13 protein-coding genes and 2 tRNA genes are annotated in these 14,315 nt (G+C 44.9%); 9 read left to right on the plus strand and 6 right to left on the minus strand.

Going from position 1 to position 14,315, the window contains the following annotated elements; all coding sequences use genetic code 11:
• Nucleotides 1-20: 20 nt before the first annotated feature.
• Genes LRM45_RS00350 through LRM45_RS00360 form a run of 3 tightly spaced genes read right to left on the minus strand, consistent with a single transcriptional unit; the run spans nt 21 to nt 3,191 of the window.
• Nucleotides 21-1,319, minus strand: coding sequence for a glycosyltransferase (locus tag LRM45_RS00350; protein WP_243826285.1), 1,299 nt, complete (start codon nt 1,317-1,319; stop codon nt 21-23).
• A 19-nt stretch (nt 1,320-1,338) separates the two neighbouring features.
• Complete coding sequence (locus LRM45_RS00355) at nt 1,339-2,361, minus strand: glycosyltransferase family 4 protein (RefSeq protein WP_243826286.1); 1,023 nt, start codon at nt 2,359-2,361, stop codon at nt 1,339-1,341.
• Nucleotides 2,362-2,381: 20 nt separating this feature from the next.
• The gene (locus tag LRM45_RS00360; protein WP_243826287.1) at nt 2,382-3,191 is read right to left on the minus strand and encodes an alpha/beta fold hydrolase; all 810 of its coding nucleotides are present in this window, start codon (nt 3,189-3,191) and stop codon (nt 2,382-2,384) included.
• Between the two features lie 30 nt (nt 3,192-3,221).
• On the opposite strand from LRM45_RS00360, the gene LRM45_RS00365 reads away from it, so the two are divergent.
• From LRM45_RS00365 to LRM45_RS00375, 3 genes are all read left to right on the plus strand, one after another.
• The gene (locus tag LRM45_RS00365; RefSeq protein WP_243826288.1) at nt 3,222-4,022 is read left to right on the plus strand and encodes an exodeoxyribonuclease III; all 801 of its coding nucleotides are present in this window, start codon (nt 3,222-3,224) and stop codon (nt 4,020-4,022) included.
• A gap of 5 nt (nt 4,023-4,027) precedes the next feature.
• Complete coding sequence (locus LRM45_RS00370) at nt 4,028-4,813, plus strand: carbohydrate kinase family protein (RefSeq protein WP_243826289.1); 786 nt, start codon at nt 4,028-4,030, stop codon at nt 4,811-4,813.
• A 134-nt stretch (nt 4,814-4,947) separates the two neighbouring features.
• Nucleotides 4,948-5,160, plus strand: a complete 213-nt coding sequence (locus LRM45_RS00375; protein ID WP_129636501.1) for a hypothetical protein — start codon at nt 4,948-4,950, stop codon at nt 5,158-5,160.
• A gap of 123 nt (nt 5,161-5,283) precedes the next feature.
• On the opposite strand, the gene LRM45_RS00380 is transcribed toward LRM45_RS00375, so the two are convergent.
• Nucleotides 5,284-5,370, minus strand: a tRNA-Leu gene (locus LRM45_RS00380).
• Nucleotides 5,371-5,461: 91 nt separating this feature from the next.
• On the opposite strand from LRM45_RS00380, the gene LRM45_RS00385 reads away from it, so the two are divergent.
• Nucleotides 5,462-6,877, plus strand: a complete 1,416-nt coding sequence (locus LRM45_RS00385; protein ID WP_243826290.1) for a sortase — start codon at nt 5,462-5,464, stop codon at nt 6,875-6,877.
• A 10-nt stretch (nt 6,878-6,887) separates the two neighbouring features.
• Here the strand turns inward: LRM45_RS00385 and LRM45_RS00390 are convergent, their stop codons facing one another.
• Entirely contained in the window at nt 6,888-8,324 is a 1,437-nt protein-coding gene (locus LRM45_RS00390; protein ID WP_243826291.1) for a PEGA domain-containing protein, read from the minus strand.
• Nucleotides 8,325-8,473: 149 nt separating this feature from the next.
• On the opposite strand from LRM45_RS00390, the gene LRM45_RS00395 reads away from it, so the two are divergent.
• Genes LRM45_RS00395 through LRM45_RS00415 form a run of 5 tightly spaced genes read left to right on the plus strand, consistent with a single transcriptional unit; the run spans nt 8,474 to nt 14,022 of the window.
• Nucleotides 8,474-9,496: a DUF4367 domain-containing protein gene (locus tag LRM45_RS00395; protein ID WP_243826292.1), complete on the plus strand. Its 1,023-nt coding sequence runs from the start codon at nt 8,474-8,476 to the stop codon at nt 9,494-9,496.
• 29 nt (nt 9,497-9,525) lie between these two features.
• A complete protein-coding gene (gltX, locus tag LRM45_RS00400) occupies nt 9,526-10,971 on the plus strand; it encodes a glutamate--tRNA ligase (protein WP_243826293.1) in 1,446 nt (481 codons plus the stop codon).
• A 38-nt stretch (nt 10,972-11,009) separates the two neighbouring features.
• Nucleotides 11,010-12,116, plus strand: a complete 1,107-nt coding sequence (locus LRM45_RS00405) for a DUF3048 domain-containing protein (protein ID WP_243826294.1) — start codon at nt 11,010-11,012, stop codon at nt 12,114-12,116.
• The gene (locus tag LRM45_RS00410; protein ID WP_243826295.1) at nt 12,107-13,633 is read left to right on the plus strand and encodes an ATP-binding protein; all 1,527 of its coding nucleotides are present in this window, start codon (nt 12,107-12,109) and stop codon (nt 13,631-13,633) included. The genes LRM45_RS00405 and LRM45_RS00410 overlap by 10 nt, the downstream gene beginning before the upstream one ends.
• Nucleotides 13,634-13,641: 8 nt before the next feature.
• A complete protein-coding gene (locus LRM45_RS00415; RefSeq protein WP_243826296.1) occupies nt 13,642-14,022 on the plus strand; it encodes a response regulator transcription factor in 381 nt (126 codons plus the stop codon).
• 112 nt (nt 14,023-14,134) lie between these two features.
• Here the strand turns inward: LRM45_RS00415 and LRM45_RS00420 are convergent.
• Nucleotides 14,135-14,209: transfer RNA gene (locus LRM45_RS00420), tRNA-Glu, on the minus strand.
• Between the last annotated feature and the right edge of the window lie 106 nt (nt 14,210-14,315).

The raw sequence follows: 14,315 nt of genomic DNA on the forward strand, positions 1-14,315 counted from the left end.
TTACAAATTCAGCCTGAGATTTATTGATTTTCGCGCGCGTCAATTAGCTTTTGATAGAGCTTTTCAAGCTTCTTCACTTGACTTCGCTCCGTAAACTTATTGGCTAATTTTTTACTTTCAGCACTAAATTCTGCTTGTTTTTTCGGACTTTTTAGAATTGCAATTACTTTTTCTGCTACGCTTTCTGGATTATTTTCTGCAAAATAGCCATTAACTCCGTCTTTCACGACCTCTGAAACTTCCTTGTCAATAATAACAATCGGCTTTCCAGCGTGAGCAGCTTCGTGAAGCACCCAGCCCTGCGTATCTTTGAGCGAAGGAAAAGTAAACACGTTCATCACTTTATACGCCACGCCCAAATCTTCTCGCGGCATGGCACCAGTAAAGATAATCCTATCCGCAAAATCCGTATCAGCTGCCATTTTTTCCAAAGTCTTTCGATATTCAAAATCGCCAACAAACAACAGTTTTGATTTCGGACGAGCTTCGGCGATAAACTCGCTAAACGCCTGAATCAAAATTGGCAAATTCTTTTCCTCGCCCAAACGTCCAACAAATCCAAACACTTCATCTTTTTCATCAAGACCCCATTGCTCGCGGAACTCTGCGACTCGTTTCGCGCTCGCCCGCGGAAGAGCATTCACGCCGTTTGGCATTAAAGTAACATCGTACGCATAATCTTCAGTTTGCCAAGATTCCAATTGATCACGACTTTTACGCGACAGGGCAATCACCGCATCCGCCTTGCTGTATAAAATAGTAATAACACGCTCAATTATGTCTTTATTCCATTTCGTTACGCCACTACGCGGGCGATAAAGCTTAGCAACTTCCAGCAAATCTTGTCCGTTCAATTTCACCGACAATGGAAAAACTACTCCCGCCAACGCCAAAACTCCCGGCAAAACCGCAGGATAATGATCGACAAATTCATATAGATCCGTACAATGCTGAATAATCAAAGGAATTTTATTTTTCTTCGCTACCTTCACGCCCAATAGTCCAATTTGCGACGGCGTAAAAATATGAACGACGTCCAGATGCATATTAGCAATTTGGCGCTGCACCACAGGAGGGAAGAACACCGACGTGTCGTAATCATCAAAGAACGCGCCCGTAATTGAGCGGAAACGAATTATTCGGCTATTCTCATCTTCGTGGAGAAGTTCGGCTTGCTTGGACGGACTAATAGACTTTGCCGGGCAAAAAACATAAACCTCATGTCCCAAAGCTTCCAGCTCGCGCTTTAATGATTCAACAACATAAACGATACCGTTAATGGACGGCCTGTAGCTGTCCGTAAAAAGTCCTATCCTCATAATGTCCTCATTATACCATTTATATCAGCGATCGATAAAATTCGACTAATCGCTCGGCGCCCGCACTGCTATCAAAACGCTCAGCAATTTTCTCAGCACCAAGTTGCGCTTTCTTATAGGCTTTCTTATTTTTGCGCAATTTACTGATCAACTCCAAGAACTCATCGTCCGTTTTTGCCATAACAGCGTCGCCCTTAAACGTGTCATTGTACTGCGGAATGTCGCGTAAAATAATCGGCAGTCCAGCGCCAGCTGCTTCCAAAACACACATAGGGTGATTTTCCTGCATAGCTGGCAAAACAAAAACGTCGGCAGCGACATAATAGTCACGAACACTCTCCAAAGGTATCACACCAGTTACAGTGAGATTATTCGGCGCATTTTTTATCATATTTTGCATGGCGTTATAATCCGCGCCCAAATTCTTAAACGGAATTCCTCCCACCCAGAAAAACTTTACATCTGGCATTTCTTTGGCAGCTTTTATTAAAATATCCAAACGTTTTCGCGGCTGGACTTGACCATTTCCCATAACTACAAAATCATCATCCTTCAAGCCAAGCTTCTTCCGAGCCGACTTTTTCTCCGCAGCAGAATGCTTATATCTCGACATATTTATCGTATTGTAAAGAACTTTCGTCTTTGGCACGTGCATGTCATTTATCAATTCATCAGCAACCATACCAGAGCAGGCCAAAACCAAATCAGCCTTTTTATAAAAGAATTTCAGCCACGCTCGACCTAAAGACTTCCAATATTTCGCACCTTTAATCGAACCGATAAAACTATCCGGCACAACGTGAGCAGAAACAACTTTCTTGCCACTTTTTTTCATCAAATGCCGAAACGAATACAAACCCATAGTCTGAATATGAACAATGTCAGCAGGACGATCAGAATTTACTTCAATATCAATATCTTTTCTTTTACGCAGCGCGTCCGTAATCTCCTTATAAGCCGTATGCACACCATGACCCTGAACGGTGAATTCGCTCTCAGAAATCATATTAACAATTAGTTTTTTATCGTCTTTCTTACTCATACCTACAGTATAGCAAATAATTATTCCGCCAATATCAATTCGGCAACCAGTTCTGGGCTGTCCAACACTGACAAATGCCCCGTATCAAGCGCCACAAATTTATCAATTTTTACACCATCGGCGGCGTTCACAGGAAGCGAAATCTTGTCCCGTCGTCCAACTATCAATCCCGTAAATTCACGCTCAGAAATAATAATTTTTCCACTCCGAGAAATATCCCGCGCAATTTTCGATTGCTCCAAATATTGCCGCCGCGTTACTTGCGTATTTTTCGTCAGCCACCGTATCAAATCCACGACATTTTTCCGTCTATTATTCACCAAGCACAGCCCACGAAACACCGAAAAGTAATAGTTCAAATAAATATATTGATTCACCCGACGAGTGCGGTAAAAGAACGACGAGGAAATTCTCGACATAACCGAAGTTTTCATCGGAGGGCTGATGTACCAAATTTTCTGGCATTGCATCTCATTTGCCGCCAAACATCCAAGCGAATGAGCAACAACCTCGTCAATTGACACACCTTTATCTCCAAAAGCCGACATCAAATTCATCGCCCAATTTTCAACGTCGCTCATTTTCATATCTTTTATCAATTGACTTCTGCCATGAGAAGGCAAATCAACAAACACCAAATTCGCGTCATTTTTCAGGTGATAAGCCAGCGGAATCATCCCGTGAAAATCGCCACCAATGCCGTGAATTAGCAAAATAGTTTTATTCGAGCCGCCGTGATAAAAATAGCAAGCAGTTTTCACGCCTCCGACGTCCATAAAATCGCTTGATATTTCGCCCAAAAACTTATCGTACATTGATGGCATATTCATTAAATTATATCATCACGGTATAATAAAATTATGAAGCTTTTCTCTTGGAACGTAAACGGTATTCGTGCGGTTATAAATAAAGGTGAATTTGCGAAATTTATCAACACGTACAATCCAGATATTCTGTGCCTGCAGGAAACCAAGGCTACGCGGGATCAAGTTGAAATTGACCTGCCAAATTATCACGAACATTTCTATTCCGCCGCCAAAAAAGGCTACTCTGGCACGGCAATTTTCTCAAAAATCCCGCCTTTAAATTGGCGCGATGGTTTTCCGCCGAACATCATTGAGCAATTTGATTTAACGGGCGATGAATACGGCAATCCAGCCGACGAAGGACGAATTATTACCGCTGAATTTGACGATTTTTGGGTTGTCAATTGCTATACTCCGAATTCAAAGGGGGATCTAAGTCGATTGGATTTGCGATATAAAAAATGGGACAAGGCGGTGTTGGCTTATCTGGAAGAACTGGAATTGTCAAAGCCAGTCCTTTATTGCGGCGATATGAACGTGGCACATCAGGAAATTGATTTGGCAAACCCAAAGCCCAACGTTGGCAAGCACGGCTTTACTGATGAGGAGAGGGAAGGTTTTCAGAACTATTTGGACGCTGGATTCACAGACACTTTCCGGGCGGCTTTCCCTGAAAAAACTGGCGCTTATACTTGGTGGACACACTGGGCGAATGCCAGAGCGCGAAATGTTGGTTGGCGGATTGACTATTGGCTAGCGTCGCGTGAAATTGCAAATCGCGTTACTAATCCGCGAATTCATCCAGAACAAATGGGCAGTGACCATTGTCCGGTGAGTATTGAGGTAGATTTGTAATGGATATGAAATTTTGGCAAAAACAAGGACCAGGGAAGCCACTTTTTCCAGATGTCGAATGGAACAAGCCAGAACGACGCGACCAAGCGGGAAAATTAGGAATTATCGGCGGTAACAAATTAGGCTTTTTGGCGGTGGCAGAAAGTTATCAAGAATCCCTTAAAACCGGCGTGGGCGAAGCTCGTGTTTTATTGCCTGACGCCTTGAAAAAAAATGTTCCCGCGAATATGACCGACGTGCTATTCGCGCCGACGAACCAATCAGGGAGCCTGGCAAACGAAGCGCTCACTGAAACTTTGGCGCTAGAAAGATGGGCAGACGTATTGCTATTATGCGGCGACGCTGGACGTAATAGCCAAACGGCAATTGTCTATGAAGAATTGATCAAAAAATCAGAAATTCCCGTCGTTCTGACGCGAGATGCGATTGACCTCGTGCAAAATAGTTTTCAGGAAATTCTGGACAATCCGCACGTGGTTTTCATAGCAAGTCTGGCGCAAGTTCAGAAAATATTCCGCGCAATTTTTTATCCAAAAATGATTACGTTCAGCATTCAATTGTCGCAACTCGTCGAAGCGCTTCATAAATTCACCATCACATATCCCGTAACAATTTGCGTTTTTCATGCCGACAATTTAATAATCGCCCACAGCGGAGAAGTCGTCACCCAAAAATGGGACGCACCAATGGCAATTTGGCGAGGAACCGTCGGCGCCCGCGCCGCAAGCTACTTGATTTGGTCGCCGAAAGCGCCACTAGCAGCAATCAGTACCGCTATTTGCAAAATGTAGCTTCTTATAAATATCCGCTTGACATTACGTACAATTAGTTGTATCATACTATCAAGCTTTCACCCATGACTTGTCAAAGGGTGAAAGTAGCCCTTGGTCATGAGTAAAGCACTTCTCGAAAGGAAGTGAGTGTCATGAAGATTGGACCTCTCTTCATCATGGTTACAGCATTAGCGGCGGTCGTCGCCGCTTCCGCCGCAATCGGGGCACTGCTTGGGATGCTAATCGCATTCCTGCTTGCCGCAGACATGTCCTCCGCGGCCCCCATTGGGGCACTAGGCGGAGGCTTCACCAGCTTCATGTTCCTGCTGAACGCAGGAATGAATGGGGGAGGAAAGGGGCTGTAAAGCCCGCAGAAAGGAAACAGCTTGCCTGGAAGGCTATAAAGCCTCGGTAGCGCCTTTCTGCGGGCTGTTTTCTTTGCATAAAAAAATCGCCCAAAATGGACGATTATCACCTGAAGCTGCCTCTGGTACCGCGGGCCGGACTTGAACCGGCACGAGCTATTGCTCACCAGATTTTGAGTCTAGCGCGTCTACCAATTCCGCCACCGCGGCACAAGAGAACGCTCCAAGCTACCGTATGATTGTAACACGACTAACAATTTCTCACAAGCACGACTTTTATTTGATATCAATTTGACGTATAATGAAAGAAGTTATGTATCCGACGGATGATCAATCAAACGGTCGAGTGGGCATGCCGGTATCAGATCAGCGCCGATCTCTCACGCCGCCAACTCGCGACTCAGCAGCCTCACGAAATGCCGCTGCCGATGTTATTCGTGGGCAACTTGACGCTATTTATTCCAGAACAGAAGAACAGAATTCTGCGCCAGAAAAAGCTCAGCCGCAATCATTTTCCGATCAATTACAATCAAAACCCGAAGTCAGATCAGAACAGCCCAAGGCGCAAATAGCCAAACCTCAGCAAGCTTCAACAGCACCACAGCCAGAGCTGAAAAAAGACTCCGTCAATCACGCTATGCGGACGGCGCCAATTGCCCAAACTCAGATTCAGCCAAAGCCGCAAATTAGCAATTCCGCTCCCGCAAACCAAACCGCTCAAACTCAAAATTCAGCCATCCACACTCAAGTTTCAGCCGACCAATGGAAGCAATACCACAGTGCTTGGCAGAAATATTATCAGATGTATTACGAGCGTTACTACGCGGGCGACATCGCGGCAAAAAACCGTGAAATTTCTCGATTGACGAAGGAAAATCAGAATATCACGCCAGTAATCAGCGAAGACGAGCCTCTGGACCCACAAAAAGCAGCCATAAAAGAACTCCGCAGCCAAATTCAGCAAAAGGTTCGCGACTCCGCAAATAAAGTGAAAAAATCTCGGCATTTCGTTCCGGCGATTGCTGGATTATCGGTGCTATTAGTCTTCATGTTTTTGCAATATAACCGCATTATTTTCGGCGCGGTCGCAGCCTATACAACACCTGGCGCAATTAACCCGCAAAACATCATCGTTGACGCCTCCACTGACGTAACTGTCGGACCAGAACCTAGGATTATCATCCCAAAGATTAACGTTGACGCGCCAGTTATTTACGGCGCCGCTAGTGACACGAAATCGCAATCAAAAGCCATGGAGAAGGGAGTGGCTCACTTTTCAATTCCTGGCGCCAGTGCCGTGCCAGGCGAAATCGGAAATGCCGTATTTGCCGCACACTCCAGTAACGACGCTTTTGCTAGTGGCGATTATAAATTCGTCTTCGCTCAGAATGAAAAGCTGGTCAAGGGCGATATTATTTACATGAATTACAACGGGAAACGCTACACTTATAAAATAACATCAACAGAAGTTGTTATGCCAACCGAAGTTTCAAAAGTTCAGATTAGCACAGATAAGCCAATGCTGACGCTTGTAAGCTGTGTGCCTTTAGGAACCGCAGAGAAACGACTTCTTATCTTCGCAGAACAAATCAGCCCAGACCCAAGCAAAGCTACCGCGACTTCAGAATCCAGCTCAAATCAGCAGCAAAGCAACAAATCAAATATCCCAGGAAAACCCGAGCCGACTTTGCTTGAGAAATTATTCGGCGGTAGATAAATTAGCTATTTTAATTAAATAACCCAACAGATCCATTGTCCATATTCATTTTACTCAGGACAATTTTTCCAGAAGCGTTGGTCGTCAATCCATAAACGTATCGCTGATTCGAGGACAAAACAGAATCCAAACCAGGCTTAACGTCTATCAACGTATGAGCGTTCGTGCCGTCAAACTCGCGAATCTCCATTTTTCCCGACGCAGAAACGCTACGAATATAGAAGTTGTCAAGCCACTTCACTTCCTGCGCCACACCGATATTAAACGCGTTCGACAATTCTTTACGCTCCAAATCATAAGTCTGCAGTGCCGCGCCGTTTTGCGCCACGATAAATCGCCCAGCATTGTCCATCATTACGTTAGCAATCGCATTGTCAGTTTTAATGGTCTTTGCCGTTTTTAAGAATTCTTTTTGGCGGTCCTTAGAATCCGAAATGTCGCCTCTGTAAATTGTCATATTTTTACCATCAGTCAAGACCACGGTATCCTTATTGAAATAGCGAGAAATTCGAATTACAGGGGTAGAATCAGCAGCAAAAGTGCCAATCACAAACGGCTCTTTCCAATCTCGCTTCCAAATTCCTGCCACTTTTTTACCGTCAATAACAGCCAGGTAGGACAAACGATCGTCGCCGTAAAGCTTGAAAGATTCGACGCCAACTAAAATTGGGCTAGAAATTGTCGAGCTATCAAGATCAACTCGCCTCAATTCGCCAGTTTCCTGCAAAGCGTAAACCGTGTGCGCGCCAGTCCCCGCAAAGCTGATTTGCTTAATTGCAAAACCAGTCATAGCTGTTACGTCGGTAATTTTCTCTGGATTTTCTCTATCAAGAACCAACCACTGCACGCCAGTAGTATTATTTTCTGCCGGATACGAATGCTTCACTAGCGCGTAACGAGAATCGCGGTCCCACTCCGACACGGTAAACGTATGATTGTCAGAAGATAGGGAATAGCCAGCCAAAACGCTTGTGTTTAATGCATGCTCCGTGAACTTTTCCTTATCTTTGTTCGTGTCGCGAATGTCGCCAATTGTCAGAATCGGAGTTTTATCCTTAACGCCAAATCCCATCAAGAAATTACCAGCTGGCGACAGAGAAACAGATTGTAATGAGTCGAACGTTTTTACTTCGGTAGTTTCGCGTTTCGTCGGAATCAATCTGGCGTAATTCAAATTCGTAACGGTATCAGACTTAATATTCAACGTTTTTTGCCACGGTTCGTATTTATCCAATTTCATCGAAAAAGTGTGCTTGCCAGGAAGAACGGTGCTTTTCGTTGGAGTGCGGCGCAGCTCCATATCGTCAACATAAACCAGCGCCCCGCCAGGATGTGATTCATATTGGACAAGTCCAGTCTGTTGCAATTCTTTCGTATTTGGATCAAACGTATAGCCGAGCATTCTAAACGTCAAAAACGTAAGAAGAATTATAAGTGATAATGTCATCAGCGTGTACACAAAGGTCCGCCGTGCGAGCTCTTTAGTGCGATTCTTTTTCTGGTACATAATTACGGAAATTATAACATATTTTTACACTTGAAAAAACCTTAGGCGATTTGTAATATAATATACAGGAATAAACATTAGGGGGATTAATGGCAAGTAAAAACTACGTGATTATCAATGGACGAGCTTACAATACTGTCACTGGAATGGTGATGGATGATATTAAGATTGAAAAATCTGAAATAGAAAAAGAACAATCAATCAGTAAGCGTGGTACATCTGTATCAAATATTCATGCCGCACACGTTCAGAAATCCAGTACATTGAATCGTCGGCACGTTAAAATGCCGCAGCGTACGCCATTGGCTACCAAACCCCAGAAAGCTCGCATCGACGTGAAGCAACATATCGCCGTGAAGAAGTTTTCTACGCCAATTGTCAGCAAGCCAGCTCCTCAGAAAATTGCTATTAACCGCCCAGCCGAAACTCATCCCGTTACTCGTCGCGCCCAACAAAGACCTCTTAGCGTTAACACTAAATTGCGAAAAGAACGCCAGCCTCTGGCTATGAATAACAATCCGCTTGTCGCCGTCGCTCCGCAAAAAATAGAAAAGCCAGTCGCAAAAACCGCTCATCAATTGAAAAATGAAGCGATTGAAAAAGCTTTGTCGAATGAGATTATCAGCAATAAAAAAGCACGTCGACGCCAGAAAAAGGGTGGCGCATTACGCTGGTTGAATACGTTTTCTGTTGGTTTTGCAGTGATGCTACTAGGTGGCTATTTAACATACTTGAGCATGCCAAATATCTCCATAAAAATGGCAGCCGTTCAATCGGGAATTGACGCCAAATATCCAGGCTATAAGCCAGACGGCTACGCGCTGAATGGACCTATCAAATTCAAATCAGGCGAGGTTTCTATGAAATACGCCTACGCCGACGGAAGTTCAGGGTACACCATAACTCAGCAAAAAAGCGGCTGGAATTCGTCAGCGGTGAAAGAATTTTTCTCTGAAAAGCACAAGAATCCAAACACCACGATGATCGACGGATTGACAATTTACAGCGGCGGGAAAGAAGCGGCTTGGGTGAACGGCGGGATTTTATATCAAATCAGTGGCGACGCGAACCTCTCAAGCAGCCAAATTGAAAAAATCGCCACTAGTCTGTAACTCATCAGATAACATGTTATAATTTAATCATGACTATTAGAACTCGTTTTGCGCCAAGTCCGACTGGCTATATTCACTTAGGCAACGTTCGCACCGCGCTATACACATACCTTGTTGCCAGAGCGCACCAGGGAGATTTCATCTTACGCATTGAAGATACGGACCAAGCTCGGTTCGTCGAAGGCGCGGAAGAAATGATTTTGGAAACCTTAAATTGGCTAGGACTAAATTGGGACGAGGGACCGACTCTCAACAATCCAAAAGAAGAGTCTGGCAATTTTGGTCCATATCACCAAACAGATCGCCGTGATATTTACATAAAATGGGCGAAGAAAATGATTAGCGAAGGGCTAGCTTACGCCGATCCGTACACGCCTGAAGAAGTGCAAGTTTTCCGCGACAAAGCCAAGGCTGAAAAACGAGCATTTTTATATCGCGACCATCGTCCAGAAAATCCGCCAGAGTGGCAACTTGGAATGCCGCTGCGTTTCAAAGTTCCAGAAATTAAGCGATATTCTTGGACGGACGCCGTTATGGGCGAATTGTCGGCCGGCCCAGAAGCTTTGGACGATTTTATTTTGATCAAAGCGGACGGTCTGCCAACCTACAATTTTGCGCACATTATTGACGATTTCGAAATGCAAGTCACGCACGTGATTCGCGGCTCGGAATATATTGCCAGTACGCCTAAATATCTGTCGCTTTACGAAGCGCTTAAAATTACGCCACCGATTCTGGCGCACGTGCCACACATTATGGCGCCATCGGGAAATAAAAAACTTGGCAAGCGTGACGGCGCTAAAAGCGTAACCGAATATCGATCAGAGGGAATTTTGCCAGAAGCGATGCTTAATTTCTTAGCGCAACTTGGCTGGAATGACGGCACGGAACAGGAAATTTTCAGTAAAGCCGAGCTGATTGAAAAGTTCTCGCTTGATCGCGTTCAAAAATCTGGCGCGCGATTTGACGAACAACGACTCATTTGGCTGAATGGTCAATGGATTCGCTCGCTTAGCCTGGACGATCTTTATTCTCGCTGCCAACCGTTCTGGGGCGAAGAAGCCAAAAACGCCGACGAATCGTATAAAAAACACGTTCTGGAATTGGCGCAAGATCGCTTGAAGACATTGCAAGATTTGCCAAAATTAACAAGTTATTTCTTCGTCGAGCCTGAAATTGACACGGAATTAATTGACGGAAATAAGCAACTTCGCAAATTGACCGACGACGAGCGACGAGATTTATTATCAATTGCTCGCCAAGAATTCGAGAAAATTACAGATTGGACGCCAGAAGCAATTCAGAATTGCCTTAATCAATTACTGGAAACGACGGGGCAGAAGCCGGGGATTTTGTTTAGTCTGGTGAGAATTGTGACGACGTGGGCACCATTTAGTCCGCAACTTAACGACACACTGGCGCTAATTGGCAAAGAAAAAACCCTGAAAAGAATTGATAATTATCTACAAAAATAGTTTATTCGTGCGCCGAAAATGCTATACTAAGCATAAGCATGAATGTTGAAAAAATAGATAAATCAGGACAAAAAAAGAACGCTCGCTGGGAGTCGTTCAAAGAATGGGTAAAAAAGCATATTCTGGCGATTGTACTCGTGGTGAGCGCGATGGTTATTGCTGGAGTTTTCATAATTGCAATTCACTCCATAAAATACGAGCAGACCGCTAGCGTGGATCTGAAATTACCAACTAAAAAACCCGCGCCGAAGAAGTTTTATTCGCCGCTAACTGGCGTGGAAATCGCGAACGAAGCCGCCGCAAAGTTGCCCGTAACTGGCGTGATGATTGAGAATAGTCCAGCCGCCAGACCACAGTCAGGACTGAAGAAAGCCGGCGTGGTTTATGAAGCTGTGGCGGAAGGCGGAATTACTAGGTTTTTAGCTCTGTACCAGGGAGAAAAGCCGGCGCTAATCGGTCCAGTGCGAAGCTTGAGATTGTACTATTTGAGCTGGGCGGCGCCATATCAAGCGTCAATCGCACACGTTGGCGGAAGCCCCAACGCTTTATCTCAAGTCAGAAACGGCAATTATCGCGACATCGACCAGTTCTTTAACGACGGATCGTATTGGCGATCTCGCGACCGCTACGCGCCACACAACGTCTACACTTCAGGAGAGAAGCTTGACCAATTGAACAGCGCAAAAGGCTATAACAATTCCGAATTCACCAGCTTCGCGCGAGCAGACGGTAAGCCCGTCGAATCGCCAAACGCCACATCCGTAAACATAAACCTCAGCGGGTCGCTCTATAACACTTCATACGCTTACGACAAGGCGTCGAATTCTTACCTCAGGAGCATGGCTGGCGCGCCACATACCGATAGAGAGGACGGGCAAATTGCTCCAAATACTGTCGTAGCTATGGAAGTTGGCGTTGAAGCTCGGGCTCAAAATTACGATGGCTACGAAGACGTCAAAACGACAGGATCCGGCAAAGCTTACATTTTCCAAAACGGCACAGTCGCCACCGCCACTTGGTCAAAAACGGACATAAATTCGCCGCTTAAATTGACAGACGAATCCGGAAAAGACATCGCCTTAAATCGCGGACAAACATGGATTGCAGCCTTCACGCCAGGAAGGGGAAGTGTTTCATGGCAATAGATCCGGCATCTAAAACCTTGCGCGAGTACAAACAATATTATTACCGAAAAGTCATATTAGTCCTATTATCAGCGAGCGCCTGCATCATATTGGGACTGGGAATTGCACTCCACTTCACGGCAATTTCCATATTCCAGCTAAATTTTTGGATTATCATTTTAATTACCGCTATCTTGCAAATCCTATTTTCAATTTCTATCGTTAAAATCATCGCTGCGCCGCTTAATAAAATTCTGGCGGCACTTTCTCATAAAATTGGAGAACTAACCACCGACACTCCGCCAAATCCCAACGATAAACGCTACGAAAAAACTGGATTTAAGACGGCGCTTCAGGCAATTTATGGCGATTATCAGCCAGAGCAAAAACCAACTAGTGACAACGACAAGCCAAAAATTCCGCTCACTCAGGCCCTGAATCAAGCCAGCACTGGCGTAGTAATTCTTAATTCCAATCAGAAGATTATCTTCGCCAATTCCGCCGCCCCGATTTCCAGGAACGCAAAAGGCGAGGATTTTCTGGCGCTTGATTTTCTAAATGAACCAAGCATTTTCGATTGGCTTCACGAAATCTCCAATGAGAAAATTAAAGCCGAGCGCCGTTGGCAACGCATTAGCACCAACCCTGACGTCATCCAAAAAACGCGGATATTTGACATCATCGTGTCATTTGAGAAAGGCGCCGCCGCTGAAACTGTCATTTTCCTCATCGACAAGTCTAAAGGATATTTACCAGAAGAAGAGGACCTTAATTTCATTTCGTTCGCTGCTCACGAACTCCGCGGACCGATTACAGTTATTCGTGGCTATCTGGACATTATCAACGAAGAGTTTGCTGGACGCTTGCAGGGCGATGAAAGGCAACTTCTTGATAGGTTGGTTGTTTCGTCCAATCGCTTGTCTAGCTACATTGACAATATTCTTAACGTTGCCAGATATGATAGGCACCACTTGAAGGTTTATCTGCTGGAAGACACTGTCGCTAATATTTACGCCTCGATTGCCGATGACATGCAACTTCGCGCCTCGACTCAACACAGAATGCTTAATGTCAATATTCCAGATGACCTCCCAACGGTAGCCGCCGATCACGGAAGTATTGGGGAAGTGATTGGTAATCTAATTGACAATGCCATCAAATACAGTTTTGAGGGCGGGTCAGTTATGGTTTCCGCCGAACAAAAAGGCGACTTCGTGGAAGTGTCTGTCGCTGATAATGGAATTGGTATGCCGGCGAATGTTGTGGACAATTTGTTCCATAAGTTCTATCGATCGCACCGATCACGCGAGGCCGTCGCTGGGACGGGAATTGGGCTTTACATTTGCAAAGCCTTTGTCGAATCTCACGGCGGCTCGATAATCGCTCGATCCCGCGAAAACGAAGGCTCGGTTTTCTCGTTCACTTTGCCAATTTATGCTACAGTTAAAGATAAATTGCTAGAAGACGGGCAGCTGAACAATCAATTGATACGAAAGGGCGGCGGCTGGATAAAAAATCACGCTATGTATAAGGGCTAGGAGGAATTATGATAAAGACAATTTTATGCGTGGAAGATGACCGATTTATTGGCGAAATGTATGTCAGGAGTCTGCAAAAAGCGGGGTATGACGTGACGTGGGTGGTCGACGGGAATGACGGGCTAGTGGCGGCGCGCAACCAAACTTTTGACCTGATAATCCTCGACTTAATGCTGCCAGAACAGCGTGGTGACCAGATTTTAGACGCGCTGAGAAACAACAATGTCGATTTGGTTCCGAATAGTAAGATTTTGATTATGACCAATTTTGAGCAGGACGAGGCTTCGCGTAAATCCGTCATGAGCCGCGTCGACGGTTACCTGATTAAAGCCGACATTACGCCGCGGAATTTGATAGATGTAGTTAAGCAGATGAGCAGTGACGACTAAAATATTTTGACACAATGAAAAATGAAGCTGAGGATATTCACGAAGAATGTCTAAACTGTAAATAATTCAAGATAATAAAAAGAGCCCCTTACAGACCCTAAAATAACATTCTTGGTGACCCCACCGGGAATCGAACCCGGGTTGCCAGGATGAGAACCTGGTGTCCTAACCGCTAGACGATAGGGCCGTAACTCCATGGATTATACCATGGAAAGGGAAGATTTGTCTACTTTTCCGCATCCACACAACCTCTACGTCATATTTATCACTTGAGATTTTTCTGAAAATTCGCC

Source organism: Candidatus Nanosynbacter sp. TM7-057, assembly GCF_022828295.1.
Taxonomy (GTDB): Bacteria; Patescibacteriota; Saccharimonadia; order Saccharimonadales; family Saccharimonadaceae; genus Nanosynbacter.

Bases quoted from the DNA above. Each gene is read 5' to 3' on its own strand.
- LRM45_RS00350 (WP_243826285.1), bottom strand. From the start codon at position 1,319: ATGAGGATAGGACTTTTTACGGACAGCTACAGGCCGTCCATTAACGGT.
- LRM45_RS00355 (WP_243826286.1), bottom strand. From the start codon at position 2,361: ATGAGTAAGAAAGACGATAAAAAACTAATTGTTAATATGATTTCTGAG.
- LRM45_RS00360 (WP_243826287.1), bottom strand. From the start codon at position 3,191: ATGAATATGCCATCAATGTACGATAAGTTTTTGGGCGAAATATCAAGC.
- LRM45_RS00365 (WP_243826288.1), top strand. From the start codon at position 3,222: ATGAAGCTTTTCTCTTGGAACGTAAACGGTATTCGTGCGGTTATAAAT.
- LRM45_RS00370 (WP_243826289.1), top strand. From the start codon at position 4,028: ATGAAATTTTGGCAAAAACAAGGACCAGGGAAGCCACTTTTTCCAGAT.
- LRM45_RS00375 (WP_129636501.1), top strand. From the start codon at position 4,948: ATGAAGATTGGACCTCTCTTCATCATGGTTACAGCATTAGCGGCGGTC.
- LRM45_RS00385 (WP_243826290.1), top strand. From the start codon at position 5,462: ATGAAAGAAGTTATGTATCCGACGGATGATCAATCAAACGGTCGAGTG.
- LRM45_RS00390 (WP_243826291.1), bottom strand. From the start codon at position 8,324: ATGACATTATCACTTATAATTCTTCTTACGTTTTTGACGTTTAGAATG.
- LRM45_RS00395 (WP_243826292.1), top strand. From the start codon at position 8,474: ATGGCAAGTAAAAACTACGTGATTATCAATGGACGAGCTTACAATACT.
- gltX (WP_243826293.1), top strand. From the start codon at position 9,526: ATGACTATTAGAACTCGTTTTGCGCCAAGTCCGACTGGCTATATTCAC.
- LRM45_RS00405 (WP_243826294.1), top strand. From the start codon at position 11,010: ATGAATGTTGAAAAAATAGATAAATCAGGACAAAAAAAGAACGCTCGC.
- LRM45_RS00410 (WP_243826295.1), top strand. From the start codon at position 12,107: ATGGCAATAGATCCGGCATCTAAAACCTTGCGCGAGTACAAACAATAT.
- LRM45_RS00415 (WP_243826296.1), top strand. From the start codon at position 13,642: ATGATAAAGACAATTTTATGCGTGGAAGATGACCGATTTATTGGCGAA.